This is a genomic window from Treponema sp. (genome assembly GCF_045641405.1).
In the GTDB taxonomy this organism is placed as follows: domain Bacteria; phylum Spirochaetota; class Spirochaetia; order Treponematales; family Treponemataceae; genus Treponema_D.
In genome coordinates, this window is record NZ_JAZUGX010000017.1 from 62200 (window position 1) to 81570 (window position 19371).

Here is a 19371-nt window from a genome sequence, read left to right on the forward strand (position 1 = left end):
ACTACTCCAGATCGCTTTCGATGCGGGCAAGATTCTTGAGGGCAGTCTTGTTATCAGGTTCCAGCTCAATCGCCATCTGATACCATTTTCTGGCTTCCTTGAAATTCTTCTGCAGTGAATAGATGTTTCCAAGGTTTGTCATGGCGCTTACAGATCCCATTTTTGCCGACATTTCATATACTGGCTTTGCACTTGAATACATGCCAGCACGGACATATAGCATACCAAGCTTGTTGTAAAGCTGAACCGAGGCACCTTCCGCCTTGATCCTATTCTGAACGGCCGCAATCTGAGGACCGAATTCCGCAGTTACATAACGGGAGATTTCAGTCTCCGCACTTGATATGAGATTCTTTTCATTTATGGAAAGGCGAGCAATGGTTCCTGTAGAGAAACCTGCAGGAGGATATGACTTCCATGCTTCCGAAATACTTGTGAATTCAAATTCTACGCCATCTTCCTCACACTGCTGAAGGCTTATGATTCCACGGTACCAGCTGTTGATAAAGCCTTCCCTAAGGGAACTCATTGAAAGCGGAATCCAGATTTCATCGTCTATGACAAGGATACGGTCAAAACCATCAAAGAAATTTCCTGCCTTGGATGCATTGACACCAAGATTGAAGCAGACGATAAAATCATCCTCAAGAGGAATGAAAGCCGCAGGAATATTTGACGCCTGAAGAAGAGCCATATAAAGGATTCCAAGTTCATCAACATCACCTGATTTATACATGATCGTCTGGAACGGATACTGGATGTAATCAAGGAGAGAAGGATCCACATGATAATCCTTGTATGGTGTCGTAGTATCGTTTGCCAATGTGATTCCCCCCAGCCCCATGCCGTTGAAAATGTACATCGCAAACTGCATGTTGCGGTTAAGTCCTGAACGAAGATGGCTTCTGGCAATTCCACTAAGAACCTTTGAAAGTTCAAGGACTTCATCCGAAGTTGCAGAAATATAGCTTGCAAGAACACTCTGGTCCGTCCACCTTACCTGATTGCGGTTGTAGACAGGAATTATCACCTGAGAAATTGCAGTTCGCTGCTGTCCGAGAAGCTCATACTCAACAACGATTTCTCCTGGAATTTTTCCAGCTTCGGAAAACTGAAGTATGGATTCAGCGAAATCGGCAACGATGGAAACTTCCGCAGTCTTATGTTTACGGATAAGGTTTATGGTTCCACATTCAATGTCAGAGTTCGTGTATCTTTTGGCACGGAAAAGCACACGGACATTTCTGATTTCCGCAGTTTCCTCGTTGGTGATTGAAATCGTTCCAAATGGATTGTTCTTATAGACAGTATAGAACAATGGGAACACACTTTCCTGCTGATTGACTGAAGCAATTACATCGTGGAAAATATTTTCAGTGTCAAATTTATATTTGATGGAAACCCCTGCAGTTACACCAGAAGCACCTGGATTTCCCCAGTAGGAATCATATTGAAAAGAAAACCATGAAAGGCTTCCTCCAACAGAAATATTAGGATTGATTCTGTAGCTGAGTTCACCAAACGCCCTGTACCAAGGTGCATAATGATTCATTCCGTTTGTCATTGTAAGGGCAACACCACCTGCAACACCAACATCGGATTCTATGCGTGAAAATGGGAAAAATGTAGTTGAAACCTGAAATCCCAGAGGAACAAAGGAAACTATCTTATCTTTACCTGAGGATAAGTTTGAACTGTTGTTCTTAGGAAGCGCATAATAGCCAAACTCGAGACCGGCATTCACGGCACCAAGATCAACGCCAGCATCGGCGATTCCAAAAAAACCTACCGACGAATACCTGGTGTTTCCCCCTGTCAAAAAAGGAAAAACCATACCTGGAGTCACCCTGAAAGTCAATTCCGTAGCGAAAACGCTAAGAACAGGGCATAATAAGGCCAATGCCCAAGCCAAAAACTTTTTAATTTTGTTCATAAATCCAAAAAAACTCTCACATTTTTTTTTACAAAACCTGTTGATTATTGCAAATTGTAACATTTATGACAATAAAGAATACGTAAAAAAGTTGTTATTTAAGGGAAAAATGTTAAAAAATCGTTAACATGCAACCGATTGCCGTCAATTTCAAGGGCAGAAACCCATGCTTGAAGATCTGACGGCAGTAAATCCAGTCGCTTTGGATGAATGGCATCTATGGACTATGATCAGGAAGAAAGAGAAATTTCGTTGAACAGAGCCTCGTAAAGAACAGCCTTGTCCTTGTTTACGCTTCTGATTGTATTTGACATTCGGCCAGCAAGAACCTTGAGAACCTTATAGCCAAAGACTGGCTCGTTTTCACATATGGTATCGAAGCTTTCCCTGGTAAGTACAAGAACACGACAATCCGACAGGGCGGCAACAGTTGCAGTTCGCTGGTCATTGCTTATGAGGGCAGTCTCACCAAAGAATATGTTCATGGAATCATCAAGATCTGCAAGAGCCAGTGCATCTCCTGAAAGAGTGCTCTTTGAGATATGTACCCTTCCTGAACTTAGGATATAGAACTCATCACCAAAGTCACCTTCATTGATGATGACTTCTCCTGCCTTATAATACTTAATGGAAACATTGTCATAGACGATCTTAAGGATGCGCCTGTCATTTTCCTTTGAAGGATCAAACCCTTGGAAAAGAGCAATGTTTACAAGCTTTGGAAGCACCTCTTCAAAATCTGCTTTTTCCATTTATTTCCCCCTTACAAAAATTGCCTTTGAATGATTTGGAATGACAAAGTCTGCGGAAGGTGCAAGAACAGGTTCATTGCTTTTAAGGTTCTTTACCTTCTGAAGATTGCTGATGATCGTATTCATGTCAGGATTTTTTTGAGCTTCACGCAACGCTTCCTGCCGTCTTTTATGGAAGTTGCCAGAATTAAGAAGGACACCAACAAGAACTCCCTTCTCACTATGCTTTTCACTTTCATACTTCTTAAGGTCACCAAAAGTCTTTCCTGTAAAATCCTTTTCAATGTTATAGATAAGAATTCCACTGTCCGCATCATCGCTGATAAAGCTTGAGATGACTTCAGAATAACCAACACCATTGGAGGCCGTAGCAAGAAGACTTCGTTCATAGTCCTGGGTAAGGATGATTTCATCGCAGTGGGCCATACGAAGATGCTTTTCGAATTTTCCGCTAAGAAGTTCAGCAACAACATATATTCCACGGCTCATGTTTTCAATCGTAAGGACAGCAAGAACCGTACGGCTGTCAATCTCAAGGTTTGAATATTTCTTGGAACGATCGCAGATGACAAGGGCACGGGCAGCAGTTTCAATATGGGCACGACGTAAAGTGGATTCATCCGTAAAGTCGCCAGCAACATAGTTTATTTCCTTAAACCTGTCATCGGTCTTTAATGCTTCAATATGATCGGCAGCCTCGTTTACAAGAACGATCATGTCTGCTGTAATGTCAGGATTGCTTGCCATTACCGTTTCTAGAATTTTTTCAAAGCCGTTTCTCCAGCCACAGATAATAAAATGTCCTTCAAGGTTTTTCAATTTACTAAGTCCTTTATTCTTTTTTTCAGCCATATCAACAAACATAGAGGCAACCTGACCTCTTATGTAACCGAACACCATGGTACCAACGATAAGCAATGAGATTGCTGCGATTCTACCAGGTATGGATTCACAGACAAATTCAAAATAGCCAGCACAGACAGCAACACACATGAACCAGAAGGTATCCATCTTGGTTGCAATTCCACTGCCAGTCTGGGTCTCAAAAGTATAAACAACGGCGAGTGCACAGTAGACAAAGACTATCAAGGCAACATACCCAAGAACTACAGGATTGCGTACAAGAACCTTGACTGCCCGTGAAATCTTTGAAGCACCCTTCTTCTTTTTTCTATTCATTTATTTCTTCTATGTCCTTTGCTCGAATGACAACAGCCTTTGATCCATCAGGAATTACATAAGCATCTAACGGTGTAAGGACAGGTTCTTTTTCTGGAGGAAGAATCCCTACAAGAATATCCCGTCCCATTGAATTCCTTTCGTAGAAGTCCACAAGCTTTTTATATTCAACACCTGCATATTTCTGCGCAATATCTTCAATGATGATTCCAGAATCAGAATCATCGCTTATGAGGGCCTTGATTACATTGCTGTACCCTTGTCCGCTTGAGGCGGTTGCAAGAAGGCTGTGTTCATATTCCGTCGTAAGGATTATTTCATCGCAATGAGCCATCTTAAGCTGTTCCTGAAATTTTTCACTTAAAAGCTCAGCAGCAATATATACCTTAGGATTAAGGTTTTTCATCGTAAGGACTGATAGAACTGTACGGCTGTCGATTTCCATTTCAGAAGCTCCACCCGAATGATCAGATATAATAAGGACACGGCCAGCACTTTCAATGAAAGCTCGCTTCAATGTATCAGCATCAGAAAAATCTCCAGCAACAAATTTCATTCCACGGAAACGGCTGTCGGAACGCACTCTTTCTATTTCTCCCAAAGGACCGTTGTTGACAAGAACGATCATGTCGTTGGAAATATCGCTGTTTGAATTGGTTACTGCTTCCAGGATGTCTTCGTAATCTTCTCTCCATCCGCACAAAATAAAATGACCTTTCATACGCTTAAGTTTTTTCAACCCCTTATTGTTTTTGTCCTGAACGGACATGATGCTTTCCGTGATTTTACCCATGACGATGGTCCAGAATGCCATACCCAGAAGCAGAAGTCCGAGGGAAGCAAGACGGCCTGGAACAGTCTTCATGTAATAATCATAGTAGGCTGCAACAACGGCAACAATGGAATGCCATATTGCATCACGCCAGTTTGTAACCTCACCTTCTGGATGATATGGTTCCGTACTGTGAACTATGATTGTCGCAACTACGAGCAAGACAGAAATTAAAATAAAAAGATAAGTAAATGGATTCTTCAGTGCAAAGAAAATTCTTTTTTTAATTTTTTTTATAAACCCTGCAGACTTTTTTTTCATGTCTTCATTTTAGTTTAGAGGATACTTTTTTGCAACAAATGTCACCTTCGGGATTGACCCGAAGGTCTTTTAATGTTCATGATTGTCGGATCAAGTCCGACAATGACAACAATACAATTCCGGACATAGCCTTAGACAATCCATATAATAAGTTTTTATAGGCGGAAAACGTCGCGGCTTGCGCCGCTACCATAAACCCTCACGAGTTGGTGCGGGCTCTTTTGCTATTCCATATAATAAGTTTTTATAGGCGGAAAGCCGTTGAATTCAACACTGGCATAAGTTGAGGTGTAGGCGCCGGTGGAAAGCCAGTAGAGTCTGTCACCTATCTTAAGGTCAACGGGCAACCTGTATTTTATGTTCTCGTACATGATGTCCATGCTGTCGCAGGTTGGGCCTGCAAGGATTACTTCCGTTTCCTTTCCGCCGTCCTTTTCCGTGATTACCGGGTATTTGATTGCCTCATCAAGAGTTTCAACAAGGCCGTTGAATTTTCCAGCATCCTGATACACCCATCTTGCAAGAGCCGTATTGTTCTTGCGGCTTATGAGGACAACTTCAGATGTAAGGATTCCGCTGTCACCGACAAGTGAACGACCAGGTTCAAGAATTATTTCTGGCATGTCCTCTCCAAAGTCTTCCTCAAGATAACGGGTGATTTCACGGGCATACTCGGAAAGATTGTTTGTAGGCTCCACATAATTTGCAGGGAATCCTCCGCCCATGTTGATCATGCTAAGGCGAATGCCCTCCTCTTCTTCAAGGGAATTGAAAAGGTATTTTGTCTTTGCAATGGCGTCATTCCATACACCGATATCACGCTGCTGGCTGCCTACATGGAAACTTATTCCATACGGAGTAAGCCCAAGTTCCTTTGCCATGACGATGAGGTCATAGGCCATGTCTGGATGACATCCGAATTTACGGCTTAAAGGCCAGTCTGCAGTTGCGGAAGTATCAATGAGAATGCGGACATAAATGCGGCTGCCAGGTGCATTCTTTGCAATGTTCTTAAGGTCTTCCTTGCTGTCCGTGGCAAACATGCGGACGCCCTTCTCGTAGAAATATGCAATATCCTTTGCCTTCTTGATCGTGTTGCCGTAAGAAAGGCGGTCAGGACTAACATCAAACTTAAGGATTTTATCAAGCTCATAGCGGCTGGCAATGTCAAAGCAGCTTCCCATCTCTGAAAGCATTTTTAATACGGGATCCCCTGGATTTGCCTTTATCGCATAGTAGATCCTGGCATAAGGAAAAGAATCCTTAAGGCGGATAAAGTTCTGCTTGATTGTGTGAAGATTTACAACGATGTTTGGAGTTTCAAGATCTTTTGAAAATGAAAGGAATTTTTCCCATTCCTTGTCTGACACGAAGTCTGCGCGATTGAACATATACGCCACCATCGGAATTAGTCTGCAGCGTTCCATACGGAATCTGCCCACGCAGCGACGTCGTCCCACCTAAGGGCTGGTTCATACACGGTGATGTCTTTATAAAATAAATTGCCGATTGTGTAAATATGTTTTAATGTTTTTTTTTAATTTTTCAGGAACAAGCGTCAGTAGTCTACCCGTCTTCCAGGGTTCGCTAACGCTCATCCTCCTCGCTGCGCTGCGGTGGACTTACGCCCTTACACCCGGGGTTAAGCTGCTTAATTACTGACGGCAATCCGTTTAATTTCATTCAAAGACAAGCCGGTCAATTCACAGATATCCTCAGAAGACATGTTTTTCTCCATCATCTTTCTTGCGGTCTCCACAGCCTTGTCGTGCGCACCCTGAGAAATTCCCTGATCCACACCATCGGAAAATCCATCATCATAAGCGTAGCTTGCCTGAATCTTTATTTCCTGTTCTACGGGCATGTGTTCCTTCCTCCATTCCCTCAGGTTCCGGGTGATGTGCACCTGCTCTTCTATCGCCTTGGTTAGATCATCCTCGGCCTTGCTGTCATAGAAATATTTGAGAAGCGCGCGGCGGGCCATGTTGGATTCTTTGTTCCACGCATTCACATTATAGAACACTTTGCTGCTTTTGTCATTTAAGGAAATAGAGGGGTCCTCCTCACAAATGTTTTTGAATGAATACACAGGCAGATCCTTTCCGAACAGATCAAAGAGGCATACAAAAAGAATGTAGGATTCAGGAAGTGTCCTGTACAGGTTTCCTTTATCAAGAAAAGAAATATCCTGAAGCCCCTGATAGTAGCGCGTCCTCTCAAAATCCAAATATGACATTTACTTCTTAAACACCAGACTCTTATTCTTCAACAATTCTGCGACCAGAGATCTATAGACACTTGTATCTTCCGTCAATGTGATTGTCGTTACTTTTCGACCGCCGTCTTTTGAGCTTGAACCACAATGATAGATTTTTTCATCAGGAGTATTGTAATCCAGAATGATGTATCGATCGTGGAAGATTCCGCCGGCCTGTCTTACATCAATTTTCAGCCCAGGATACTCCTTGCAGAAGTCATCAAACTCAACTTTATGCAGACCATTGTTCACATTATCAGAAAAAACAGTCACCGCAACATTCTGCTTTGCATTCTTGAACAAAACAAGTGTCTTAAGAGAAATGTAATTGTCCACTATGTAAATTGTTCTATTCGCCAAACCGTAAATCTGCTGATAGGCCAGATCACTTTCCACAGGCTGACCGTTCAGAATAAGCCAGCCAGGTGGAATCTCAGGTTTTCCAAGATTCAACATGATTGGAGACAGCTCTGATTTTCTGACCATTTCACCAAGACTGCTTACAACATCTTCAACCATATCGTCAATTTCATTCAGCTTCTGCCTGAGCGCAACAAGATTCTGTGCGTTGTCGGCAGTCTGCAAAGACAACCGCAAGAAATCGCGCTGGCTTACAACCTGCTGATTTTCTACAACATAGTCTTTCATCTGCTTGAAAAGCCGGACAAGTGTTTTGCTTTGTCTTGTCGCAAGCTCCCCCTTTAAGACAGTCATAAGCATGTAGACACCCTGCTCAGTGAAGACGTAGGGAAGATACTTTGAATACTTTCCCTGTTCTAAGGTCAAAAAACTTGACCTTAGAATCGAATCATATTCCTCCTTCGTCAGCTGAAACATAAAGTCTTCATCAAACTTTTCTATGTTGTTTTTTACCTGCTGGTTGAAGGCTTTTGTTGAATACCCGTAGATTTCCGCCAGATCGCTGTCCAGCATGACCTGTACCCCACGGATCAAATAGATTTTATCCTTGAGCTGCTCTGAGTTTTGAATCAAGATCTCGTTTTCCAATTTTTTTCCTGACAAATAATATGCGGAGAAGAAACTCTCCATATATTATATAACCGAGAAAAAACAAAAAATGACGGTTTATAAGGATATTTTCCGCAGATCTCGCGGATTTACGCTGATTGGGTTTGAATATTCTTGCTCCGACACGGGAATCTCTGTTTCAGAATGCACTGTCGGTGAGTTTTACTGTTTTTTGCGGAGCAAAAATGGGAGCATTGCGAGCAGTACTCTCCTACCTTAAAGATAGAAAAGAGTAAACAAAAAGCCGCCCTATCAGTTTGACCACTCTAGGACGGCATAGTTCAAAAAAGTGGAGACAACCGACGGAGTCGGGCATTTCCTTTATTTAAATATAACACTTATTGGTTGTAAGGTCAAACTTTATGACAGCAATAATTTTCTCCCGCAGATTTTCGCAGAGTGGGATTGAATATTCTTGCTCCGACACGGGAATCTGTTTCGTGTCATGCTGAGCTGAAAATCCGCAGTTTTCCAGTCGAAGCATCTGCTTAAAATTTTCAGTTGATTCTTCGACTCCACTGCGTTCCGCTCAGAATGACCGGAAAGTTCCTGTCGGTGAGAAGGGGATCCCCGGCTCAAGGCCGAGGATGACATGGGGATAACCTTAATTACAATTACGTGCTACACGGAAACCATACATATCATAATGCTTATAATATGGGGAACCATTGCTTCTTATTCCAGCATAAGGTTTAGAAGTGTCTTCATAGCTAGCTCCATGGTACATAGGATAGTAAGAGTTTTTATTGCTAACATCTCTAGATGTAGTCCAACAAAGTTCTTTTACATTTCCAAGAAGGTCATACAATCCATATTCATTGGCTTCTTTAGTTGCCACTGGATGTGTTTTACTATCACTATTTGCGTTAGACCATACGTGAGCTTCACTCCATGCTTCTTTTACACCTTTTACCAAACTATCACCAGAATAACCTGTGATTTTATTAAATTCATCATAGGTAGGTACACGATAGCCATTGGCATTTTCATCTGCTGTAATTATGTTATGATTTCTAAGATAATCACCCTTATGAGGTGTGTAACCCCATTTTGTGACATCTGTTTCACCGTCTACTGCATAAACTGGTTCAAGACCATTCATACAGCTAAGTTTATTACAGAAATAAATAATGTCGATTGAAGATACATTATTTACAGGCAAATTTGCCGCATATGTAAATGTACTTGGATTTTCACCCATTACTGCTGTGTATATTTCCTGTGTCATTTCTGTTCTCTGAACAAACAATGTAATGCTTGGTCCAAAATCTGCTGAAGATGTTGTAGTTACCCTCAACAAATCGATACCATCAATATATCCACATTCGCATTTTCCATTTACAAAGTTATGTTCTGCTTTGTCCTTTACCAAATCACTGTGTTCGCAAGTTGCTTTATGCCAGTGATGTGTTTCATTCTTTGACCATTCTGAAGAGAATACGTGTCCTGCTGGAATTTCTTCTGTTCTAAGAATCTTTCCGCATACAGTACATTTATAAGTAATTTCTCCAGATGATTCACAATTTTTGTGAGATGTTATTTCACCGTTATCTTCTGTGTGAGCACCTTCAGCTCTTTTAAGTTCCGTGTGCTCACATGTCGCTTCCTGCCAGTGCTGGTTCTCATCGTATGTCCATGAATCGCTGTATGCATGCACATGTGGTGGTGGAAGAGGAAGAACAGGGTCATCCCCACCATCACTGGAACATCCCATAAATGCAAAGGCAAGCATCGCTGTGAGCGCAGCGGCTGTCAGAATTTTAATAGTTTTCATTGTTTTTCTCCGTTGGTTTTTAGTTGATTATGATTTGATCAATTTTTTTATAATGTACAATAACGAACAGAATTTTGTTCACCTCGTTTTCTAGAGACATCCACATCCTTCTTTATTCGATCAACAATTATTGAACTCTTTACTTCGACTAAATTCAAAAAGGAAAAACGTTCATTTTTGTCTTTTTCAGATGTTCTAGAAAATGTATAAACATTTATAATTTTTCCATGGTTTTCTTCTGCAAGATAATCACATTTTGCAGCATGTTTATTATCACCATACCACCAGCCGGCCGGGTCTCCACTATCTGTTGTATTAACTATTACGACTTCCATTAGTGCTTTCTCCTTTCAATATCTTTAAAGTATAATTTTTAAAATAATATAACATTAAAAGTAGGCAAGTCAACAAAAACCATGCATTAAAGGAGTAATTATCATCATTAACATTGCTTAAATGCATTTTTTATTTTTTTCATTGATAGTTATGCTTTACAGCATGAATTCAAGGGAAATTTTTGGACACAATCTGCGACATTTTAGAAAACTCAACAAACTTACACAGGAAGAACTTTCCGAAAAACTTGGAGTTACGGCGCTTCACCTTGGCCGCATAGAAAACGGCAAGTCATTTGTCACAGCAGAGCTTTTGGATTCTCTCTGCATCATCTTCAACGTTTCGCCGGCCACTTTCTTCTACACAGCCCAGGAATTTTCCGGAGACGACAGCCTTTTTGCAAAGATCGATTCAATAATAGACGAGGAACTTGATAAACTCGGAAAAGAAATCAAAGAAAAAATCAGAGGGTGAACAATTCACAATTGATGCTTCGACTTCGCTTGGCATGACCTGTGCTCCACGGATTTGCGCTGATTGGTTTTGAAAATTCTGTCATCCGACAATCCCTTTTGATTAATGCATTATCGCTGAAAAAGGGACCTCCGTCACAAGGCCAAAGGTGACATGAGCCACAACGGCGAAGCCATAAAACAAAAAAGCCGGCACCAGAACGATGCCAGCCTCTATGATTTGTACCGCAGCAGATACTATCCCTTACACCTCAAACATCTTTAAATCAGCGACAGCTTTTGCCATGTTATAGAAATCAGAATCGTTGGCAAGGAGCATCACTTCATTGTCTATGGCGGTCTGGGCTATCAACAGATCGATTGTACTTCTTACGGTTATGCCTTTGTTTTTGCACAGAACTTTAAGCAAAGCAGCCTTTTCGTAGGATGTATCGTCCTTCAACGCATAAAAATGGAACTGCGACAAGTATTTTTTCAATATCTCATATTCCTTTGGAGACTTTGCCCCCTGAAGGATTTCCATGTAGATAAAATTGTTGATTCCGATGGGATAATGATTTTCAATCAAGATATTAAGCACATTGGAATACTCATCCTCAACATTTTTCAGATAATTGATGAGCACAGACGTATCTACGAGAACCATTAGTTTCCTTCCCTCATGGTCTTGTAATCATAGGATTCATCAAATAGATCCATGCCGCGGATATCCTGTATCTCCTTTGTTTTTCTTACTTCAACAAATTCCCTTAGGGCCGCTTCTATTAAATCCTTTTTGGTTTTTATGAAAGGAACATAATGAAAAGCCTGGTTCACAAGTTCATCATTAAGGACAATATTTGTACGCATATACACCTCTTTATACACATTGTAATACACACAAAAGCATGTTTTCAAGCAACCAATATACAGAAATCTATCCGCTTAAAAAGTCAGACAAGTGTTTTACTCTGCCCTACTGCCAACTTTCCTTTTAAGACAGTCATGAATATAGGGGTCTGTCCCCTTGGAATATAGGGGTCTGTCCCCTTGGGCACAAAAAAATGACGGTTTGCGGGGGAAGTTTTTTGAAAATTTCTGTGGCACGATGGGAAAAAAATTATTATCTTTATTTTACTGGAAATGCCTGATTCCAAGGCGGCCGTCTCCCTAACTCTAATCAGCAAGTTGCATTGTAGCTGCTGAAAACTGAAAAAGGGAGGCTTTGCATGACATGTGAAAGCATTATTGCACTGGTAACTTGTGTTGCCACAATAATTACTACTGTTATAGCAATACTCTCCTACCTTAAAGATAGAAAAGAGTAAACAAAAAAGCCGCTCAATGGTCCTCGAAAAACTTTTGAACGGCTCTTAGCAAATAAAAAGTGGAGACGACCGACGGAGTCGGGCATTTCCTTTATTTAAATATAACACTTATCGATTGTAAGGTCAAACTTTATATAAAAATGGCTAGAGACCTCCGGTCAAGACCGGGGATGACGTTGCTTTTTAATGAGCTGCAAATTTCAAATTATGCTCAAAAAATTAATTACAAACTATAAAGCCACTGTCAGCTTGAACAATTAGTTTTATGGCAACATTGTCCCGTTGAATTGATCCCCGGATCAAGTCTGAGTATGGCATGGAGTCAAAGCCGAGGGGAGCACAGACAGATTCCTTATTCCGCGAGTATTTCAGAAATAAAACAATCATCCAAACAAGTCTGAATGCGTACCAGTCGCTGTTGCAGACAGAATCAGTTCATTTTCAAATATCTGATACATCAATAGCCAATCTGATTCAATATGACATTCACGAAAATCCTTCAATGAACCAGTTAATTGATGATCGTGGTATTTTTCAGCCAAGGACTCTCCTGCAGACAAAATATTCAGAACATGAATCAGTTTTGACATATCCTTACCGCGTTTTTGCATCAATTTGGCATCACGCTTCATACGATTTGTATATACGATATTATACAATCATTCCTCCAGCATTGAAGCTACGGCATCTTCGGCTGAAGAAAAGGGGCCATGTAAATTTGTCCGAGTCCTTGAATCATGAACTGCCTTCTCAAGTGAATATGGATCCCGCGTAATTTCAAACGGTATACGGTTTTCACGAACCGCCTGACGCATAAAAATATTAAAGGCTGTTGTCATGTTCATTCCCAGGTCAGAAAACAATGATTCCGCCTGTTTTTTTAGTTCACTGTCGGTCTTTATATTAATATTTGCAAGCATATCTACACCTCACAACCCAAATATAATATATCATGCGCACATTAGCAACATAATATCTTTATAAGGCTTTGTTTTCCAAATTGTTCTCCAGTCAAATATAATGCGGTGAAGAAACTTTCCATAATATTATATATCCGGGAAAATTCAAAAAATGACGGTTTGCAGGGGAAGTTTTTTAAGAATTTTAATGCCAAAAAGTAGAATAAAAAAGCCGCTCAATGGTCCTCGAAAAACTTTTAAACGGCTTTTAACCCAAAGTGGAGACGACTGACGGAGTCGGGCATTTCCTTTATTTAAATATAACACTTATCGATTGTAAGGTCAAACTTTATATGACAAACCTTCGGACTTATACCGTGCCATTGTCAGACTTGATCCGACAATTCCTATTGCTTAATGCATTATCGGTAAAAGAGGAATCTCCAGGTAAAGCCCGAAGGTGACATGAGCCACGACGGCGAAGCCGGAAAACAAAAAAAACCGCCACCAGAAAACTGATGACGGTCCTTTTGCAAAATCACATTGCCAAATTATTTAGTAGCAAGAATAGCAATTCCTGGGAGTGTTTTACCTTCGAGGAATTCATATGTAATTCTTGAACAATCATTATTGAGAGAAATATATCCCTGTTCCACACCATTTTGCATGATATCCATATTTGTGCTCCTAATTACTATTATTATATGTTATATTCGATTTTTTTTCGATGAATAACTTTATCTCCCTTTCAATACCCTAAATATTCAAACTTCCCTGATCCAACAAGAATGTCAAAAGTCCGACTGTAAGTATTCCGCTTTCATCGCGACTTGACTTGATGTTGTCTTTTACAATCACGATTTTTTTGAAGGAATCCTTTACGTTCAGCAAAGAATTCTTTTCCTGCTGCTCTTTTTCTTTGTCTGGAATGCTGAAGGCTGACTGAATATAAAACCGTTCGCTGCCTTTGTTTGCTATAAAATCAATTTCCAGCTGAGTTTTTATTTCTTTTCCCTGCTCAGTTCGTCCCCGTTTTTCAACAATGCCAACATCAACGGAATATCCTCGGAATCGAAGTTCGTTGTAAATAATGCTTTCCATTATGTGAGTTTCTTCATTCTGGCGAAAATTAAGCCTTGCATTTCTTAGCCCGCAGTCTTCAAAATAATATTTTTTTTGGGCACCGATGTATTTTCTCCCTTTCACATCGTAGCGGTTCACTTCGTTTATCAAGAATGAATCTTTGAGAAACTCCACATAATCATTGATTGTATCAACTGTGATTTTTGATTTTAGTTCACTTATAAAAGTATTCTGGATTCGTGAAGTATTTGTGAGCGAGCCAATGGATGACGCAAGAATATTTATAAGGTTTTCAAGCTCGGCGGATTTTTTTATTTTGTTTCGTTCGACTATATCCGTAATGTAAGTTTCTTCAAAAAGATTTTGCAAATAACGGATTTTCTGCTCGTCAGTTTTTAGCCCTGCAACAAACGGAAGTCCACCGTAAGTAAAATATTCGTTCCAGGCATCATATTTGTCACCATCAAAAACGGAAAAAAATTCAGAAAAAGTTAGCGGCAATACATGGACTAAATCGCCACGGTCACGAAATTCAGTGATAATATCATTTGAAAGAAATTTTGAATTACTTCCTGTCACATAAATATCAACACTTGATTTTTTCAAATAGCCATTCAAAACGCTTTCAAAATTTTCAAGAAGCTGAACCTCATCCAAAAGAAGATAATAATCCTGATTTCCCGAAAGTTTTTCCCTCATGTACTGAATAAATTTTTTAGGATCGACTTTTCTCTTTTGCCGTTTGATTTCAATGAGGTCTTCGCCAATAAGTTCCAAATCATCAGCAGAATCAAAGGCGAATTTTATTATGTGATTTTTATTTATGCCAGACTCGAGAAGAAAATTATAAAACAGTTCATTCAAAAGATAAGATTTTCCACACCTGCGGATTCCTGTAATCACTTTTACAAGACCATTGTTCATTCTGATTTTCAAGTCATTCAGGTATTTTTCTCGTTTTATCAGCATATGCACCTCAATCGAAAAATTATACATTTGCGTAAAAATATTCGATTAAGAAAATTATATACGAAAAAAAAATAGAAATCCATAATTTTAAGGATAATACTGATTTTCATTCAATAGAAAATTGCTTATAAAAAAAGCCGGCATCCCCAAAGACACCGGCCTCTACGATTTGTACCGCAAGCGAAAAGCTTGTCGGGTACGAAATTGGTTTATCATGCGGCGAAAGCCGTCGTGATATAACGTGTTAAACCAGCAATAACGATGTTCTTGTCGGTTTAACAATTATTTTGTAGCAAGAATTGGTCGGTCAGCAAGCTGACCTCCTCGAGTTTGCAAAGCAAACTCGACACGCCATTTTGTCTACTTTGTAGCCAAAATAGCAATTCCTGGGAGTGTCTTTCCTTCGAGGAATTCGAGGGATGCACCACCACCTGTTGAAACGTGGCTCATCTTGTCAGAAAGCTTGAACTTGTTAACAGCAGCAACTGAGTCACCACCACCAACAACTGTCATAGCTCCCTTTCCTGTTGCTTCAGCAACAAGACGTGCAACAGCTTCTGTTCCCTTTGCGAAGTTTTCGAATTCGAATACTCCAACAGGTCCGTTCCATACGATAGACTTAGAAGCAAGGATAGCATCCTTGTAGAGTTCAACTGTCTTAGGACCAACATCAAGACCCATAAGATCTGCTGGGAGATCAACTGCGTCTACTGCAACTGGATCCTTGTCTGCAAATTCAGCAGCACCAACATGGTCAACTGGAAGAAGGATCTTAACACCCTTTTCAGCAGCCTTAGCAAGAAGGTCCTTTGCTGTTCCGAGGAAGTCGTCTTCAACAAGTGACTTACCTACTTCGTGTCCCTGTGCCTTGAGGAATGTGTATGCCATACCGCCACCGACGATGAGTGTAGAAGCATTCTTCATGAGGCTTTCGAGAACTGCGATCTTTGAAGAAACCTTTGCACCGCCGATGATTGCTGTCATTGGCTTTTCTGGGTTTGTTACCATTGGCTGGATGTACTTAACTTCCTTTTCCATCAAGAATCCGCCAACTGATTCAACTGGCATGAACTTTGCGATAGAAGCTGTAGAAGCCTGGTCGCGGTGTGCTGTTCCGAATGCATCGTTAACGAAGATGTCGCCGTAAGAAGCAAGTTCCTTTGCCATTACGTCGCGTTCTGCAGCATCCTTAGATGTTTCTTCCTTGTGGAAGCGTGTATTTTCGAGCATTGCAACTCCACCCTCTGGAAGAGCGTCGATTGCTGCCTTCTGTCCGAGAGCATCAGCGAGGAATGTTACATCCTTTCCGAGCTTTTCAGAGAAATATTTTACAACTGGAGCCATGCGGTTCTTGCCGTTGATGAACTTTTCTGCATCTGCATCTGTCCATTCCTTTCCAGCCTTAGCTGCCTTTTCTGCTGCCTTCTTAACATCCTTTTTTGGATCGCCAAGGTGGCTCATGAGAACGAGAGAACGTGGGCTCTGTTCAAGAATGTACTTGATTGTTGGGAGAGCTGCCATGATACGTGTATCATCCTGAACTACTCCGTCCTTCATAGGAACATTGAAGTCTACGCGCATGATGATGCGCTTGCCCTTAAGATCAACATCTTTTACTGTCTTGATCATATAAAAAAATCCTCCAAATGGAATTTAATACAAAAAGTATGCAATAAATATAATAGTTTTCTTAAGAGAATTCAATCATAAAAAAGAAACCGGCATGAACCATAAGATTCAGCCGGTACATTTTACCTTATATTTCAAAATCAAGGCAGGCGCGGTTTGCCGTATAAGGACGAACCTTTTCGTTGGCAACGGCAACATGGGCAGGATGCTTTGAATAGCCTGCAAGATCTTCGGCTGATTCAAAGGTAGAATCAAGCATCAAGTCTCCAGTTGAAGTCGGAAGGTTATCAATGACTACCTTTATATCCTTGATCTGAGGAACAACACCTTTCAGTCCCTCAAGACCACTTTTGATGCCTTCCTTTACCTTCGTCTTTTCTTCTGCACTCATTTCTTTTAAAGTCCAGATGATCATGTGCTTTACCATATTTTTCTCCTGAATAAAATTCTGAATTAAAGTATTTCGCGGATTAGGTGGATGAGGTCGTTTTCACGGCTTACAGGCTTCAACGATTCCTTGATGGCAGCCTTTTCAGCGGCAGCGGCGGCTTCTGTAGCTGCCTTACCTTCTGCATCTGCTGCAGGGCGAGAATCTGTTGCAGCATTGCCATCCTTGTCCTTACCATCTTCCTTATTCTTTACGAGGATGATTTCATCACCTACATTTAAAGTATCATAGAATCCGTTCTTCTTGTATTTACCTTCTGAAATTTCTTCATCACAGGCAGTAACCTTTACGGTGCCAAGAAGATCCTTCTTATTGTATTTGATTCCAGGACCTTCATCGTTGGTCTCAATTCTACCCTTGCGGACAATGTTGAATTCTGCATCAACAGCAATACCATCGTTCTTTCCAAGATCAAGCAAAAGTGTTCCCTGAACATTCTGAAGAACCTTTCCGCGGATTGGAAGAATATCAAGAACACCTGCACGGAAGCGCTGCAAAGATTTTGCCATGCAGTCATTTCCTGTGCGGTAAACGTGGATTTCCGAAGTCTTTGTTCCAGTTCTAGCAGAATAGATTGTCGCATCGATTGAATAGGTACGTTCAGTTTCTTCCGCTGTCATGATCACAAAGTAATCGCGTCCCTGTGTGCGTGCAAGGCGGAAAGCTTCACCATAATTTGAGACAGGTTTTGCCTCAACATCGACTGCAGTTGAAGGAACGCCGCTAAAGGCAACCCTTGCAGACAAAGCGGAAATTTCTTCCAGGTCTGCATGGAAAAGCTGAACGGGTTTCTTTGTATAGTAGATACCGATGTTCCACCTTGTCTTGTCGAGATAGAAAGGATCTATGTTCCACCTTGAAGAAATGTTGTTTCTCATAAGGCTTTCGTAATTTTCAATGGCGTCGTCGTTTCTAATCTGTGCACGGGAACGTTTCTTTGAAGGAGAATTTTCGTCAAGCTGAACGACAGGAGCATTTACAAGTACTTCTGCATTTTCCTTGATGAACTTGAGTTGCTGAAGATAAAGTTCATAGAGCCCGTCACGCTCAAGCATTTCTGCAAAGGACTGCCTTACAGCAGCGTTGAGCGGAGCAACTGAAAGTGCCTTCTGATATTCGTAGCGCTCGGATATACCATCAAAATTACGGCCAAACTCCGCAGCTTTCTTTGAGTGGAATTCCGCCCACATATTTCGTCTTGGATCTTCCACATCAAGAATCTGAGCGACAAGAAGCTCAAGGGCATTTCTCATCACCTCGTCCTGAGGATTGATTGTAAGACCAGTCTGGTAGGTATCTATTGCATCGTAGTAGCGTTCAAGCTTCTGCTGTGAAAGACCTTTGAGATACCATGCAGTAGAACAGTCTCTATTGCGCCCGATTCTGAAATCACAGATATCGATTACTTCTTCATAACGGTTCTGGGCATAAAGGATCTGTCCAAGAAGGGAATAGGCCTTATCCAAATCTCCGTTGATCTGAACTGCTGCCCTAGCCCTCTGTTCTGCAACCTTGTAGTCACCATTCTTTGCGGCAAGGTATGATGCCATGTAGTGAACTTCTGCTTCTCCGCTATAATATGAAAGGGCCTGCTTGATGTACTGTTCAGCAGCCTCGTTCTTTCCCATTTCGGAACTTACAAGGGCAAGGGAAAGCAAAGCCTTTCTGTTGGAAGAATCCCTCTTGAGTGCATCAAGATATCTTCCTTCTGCAACGCTTATCCTTCCGTCAAGAAGATCAAGTTCTGCAAGACCAAACCTTGCATCGATATTGTTTGGATACTTCTTCAATATGGTAGAAAAAACTGCCTTTGCTTCATCAATACGGCCAAGGGAAATCAAAGCCATTCCCTTAAGGTTCTGAATGTCCGAAAGATTACGGGCATATTTTGCGGCATTGTCTGCATACTGAACGCAAAGGTCATAGCTACCAAGGGCATAGGAACACAAGGCCATGTTATACCATACTTCACCGTACTGAGGATTTATGCCAAGAGCTTCCTGATAAAGATCCATGGCGTCAAACCACTGCTTGCGGGCCTGAAGCTCCTGTCCATCAGCAAACAATTCAAGCGCACTGCGCTCGCTACGAGATACCTGGGCAAACAAAGAAACTGCGATGGTTCCTGCCAGAAAAAGAGATGTAATTTTTTTCATATACCCCACCCATTTTTTTCAAAATTACATCCTGTAATTTTGAAAAACGAGTTT

Annotated in this window: 19 protein-coding genes; 1 reads left to right on the forward strand and 18 read right to left on the reverse strand. The window is 41.0% G+C overall.

Going from position 1 to position 19371, the window contains the following annotated elements:
* Nucleotide 1: 1 nt before the first annotated feature.
* From ACKI39_RS03030 to ACKI39_RS03070, 9 genes are all read right to left on the reverse strand, one after another.
* Nucleotides 2-1933: a tetratricopeptide repeat protein gene (locus tag ACKI39_RS03030; protein WP_407397532.1), complete on the reverse strand. Its 1932-nt coding sequence runs from the start codon at nt 1931-1933 to the stop codon at nt 2-4.
* 230 nt (nt 1934-2163) lie between these two features.
* Nucleotides 2164-2685: a cyclic nucleotide-binding domain-containing protein gene (locus ACKI39_RS03035; protein WP_407397534.1), complete on the reverse strand. Its 522-nt coding sequence runs from the start codon at nt 2683-2685 to the stop codon at nt 2164-2166.
* The gene (locus ACKI39_RS03040) at nt 2686-3864 is read right to left on the reverse strand and encodes a TrkA-related ion transporter (RefSeq protein WP_407397536.1); all 1179 of its coding nucleotides are present in this window, start codon (nt 3862-3864) and stop codon (nt 2686-2688) included.
* Entirely contained in the window at nt 3857-4957 is a 1101-nt protein-coding gene (locus ACKI39_RS03045) for a TrkA-related ion transporter (RefSeq protein ID WP_407397538.1), read from the reverse strand. Before ACKI39_RS03045 ends, ACKI39_RS03040 begins: the two co-directional genes overlap by 8 nt.
* 224 nt (nt 4958-5181) lie before the next feature.
* On the reverse strand, nt 5182-6348 hold the full coding sequence (locus ACKI39_RS03050; protein WP_407397540.1) for a type III PLP-dependent enzyme: 1167 nt from the start codon (nt 6346-6348) through the stop codon (nt 5182-5184).
* A 260-nt stretch (nt 6349-6608) separates the two neighbouring features.
* A complete protein-coding gene (locus ACKI39_RS03055) occupies nt 6609-7193 on the reverse strand; it encodes an Rpn family recombination-promoting nuclease/putative transposase (protein WP_407397542.1) in 585 nt (194 codons plus the stop codon).
* Complete coding sequence (locus tag ACKI39_RS03060; RefSeq protein ID WP_407397544.1) at nt 7194-8222, reverse strand: ORF6N domain-containing protein; 1029 nt, start codon at nt 8220-8222, stop codon at nt 7194-7196.
* A 625-nt stretch (nt 8223-8847) separates the two neighbouring features.
* Entirely contained in the window at nt 8848-10017 is a 1170-nt protein-coding gene (locus tag ACKI39_RS03065) for a formylglycine-generating enzyme family protein (protein WP_407397546.1), read from the reverse strand.
* A 47-nt stretch (nt 10018-10064) separates the two neighbouring features.
* Nucleotides 10065-10352 carry a hypothetical protein gene (locus ACKI39_RS03070; RefSeq protein WP_407397548.1) on the reverse strand — a complete coding sequence of 96 codons (288 nt, stop codon included), beginning with the start codon at nt 10350-10352 and terminating at the stop codon, nt 10065-10067.
* Between the two features lie 121 nt (nt 10353-10473).
* On the opposite strand from ACKI39_RS03070, the gene ACKI39_RS03075 reads away from it, so the two are divergent.
* Nucleotides 10474-10827, forward strand: a complete 354-nt coding sequence (locus tag ACKI39_RS03075) for a helix-turn-helix domain-containing protein (protein ID WP_407397550.1) — start codon at nt 10474-10476, stop codon at nt 10825-10827.
* Between the two features lie 243 nt (nt 10828-11070).
* Here the strand turns inward: ACKI39_RS03075 and vapC are convergent, their stop codons facing one another.
* The 9 genes from vapC to ACKI39_RS03120 form a co-directional block, all read right to left on the reverse strand.
* Nucleotides 11071-11472 (reverse strand): type II toxin-antitoxin system VapC family toxin, encoded by a 402-nt coding sequence (vapC, locus tag ACKI39_RS03080; RefSeq protein ID WP_407397552.1) that lies wholly within the window; start codon nt 11470-11472, stop codon nt 11071-11073.
* The gene (locus ACKI39_RS03085; RefSeq protein WP_407397554.1) at nt 11472-11675 is read right to left on the reverse strand and encodes a type II toxin-antitoxin system VapB family antitoxin; all 204 of its coding nucleotides are present in this window, start codon (nt 11673-11675) and stop codon (nt 11472-11474) included. Before ACKI39_RS03085 ends, vapC begins: the two co-directional genes overlap by 1 nt.
* 841 nt (nt 11676-12516) lie before the next feature.
* Nucleotides 12517-12792, reverse strand: coding sequence for a type II toxin-antitoxin system YafQ family toxin (locus tag ACKI39_RS03090; protein ID WP_407397556.1), 276 nt, complete (start codon nt 12790-12792; stop codon nt 12517-12519).
* Nucleotides 12793-13053 (reverse strand): type II toxin-antitoxin system RelB/DinJ family antitoxin, encoded by a 261-nt coding sequence (locus ACKI39_RS03095; protein ID WP_407397558.1) that lies wholly within the window; start codon nt 13051-13053, stop codon nt 12793-12795. It lies immediately after the preceding gene.
* A 530-nt stretch (nt 13054-13583) separates the two neighbouring features.
* Nucleotides 13584-13709 carry a hypothetical protein gene (locus tag ACKI39_RS03100; protein WP_407397560.1) on the reverse strand — a complete coding sequence of 42 codons (126 nt, stop codon included), beginning with the start codon at nt 13707-13709 and terminating at the stop codon, nt 13584-13586.
* A gap of 79 nt (nt 13710-13788) precedes the next feature.
* A complete protein-coding gene (locus ACKI39_RS03105) occupies nt 13789-15084 on the reverse strand; it encodes an ATP-binding protein (RefSeq protein WP_407397562.1) in 1296 nt (431 codons plus the stop codon).
* A 360-nt stretch (nt 15085-15444) separates the two neighbouring features.
* Complete coding sequence (locus tag ACKI39_RS03110; RefSeq protein ID WP_318691038.1) at nt 15445-16713, reverse strand: phosphoglycerate kinase; 1269 nt, start codon at nt 16711-16713, stop codon at nt 15445-15447.
* 127 nt (nt 16714-16840) lie between these two features.
* Nucleotides 16841-17140, reverse strand: coding sequence for a Dabb family protein (locus ACKI39_RS03115; protein ID WP_407397565.1), 300 nt, complete (start codon nt 17138-17140; stop codon nt 16841-16843).
* A gap of 26 nt (nt 17141-17166) precedes the next feature.
* A complete protein-coding gene (locus ACKI39_RS03120; protein ID WP_407397567.1) occupies nt 17167-19317 on the reverse strand; it encodes a tetratricopeptide repeat protein in 2151 nt (716 codons plus the stop codon).
* Nucleotides 19318-19371 lie beyond the last annotated feature (54 nt).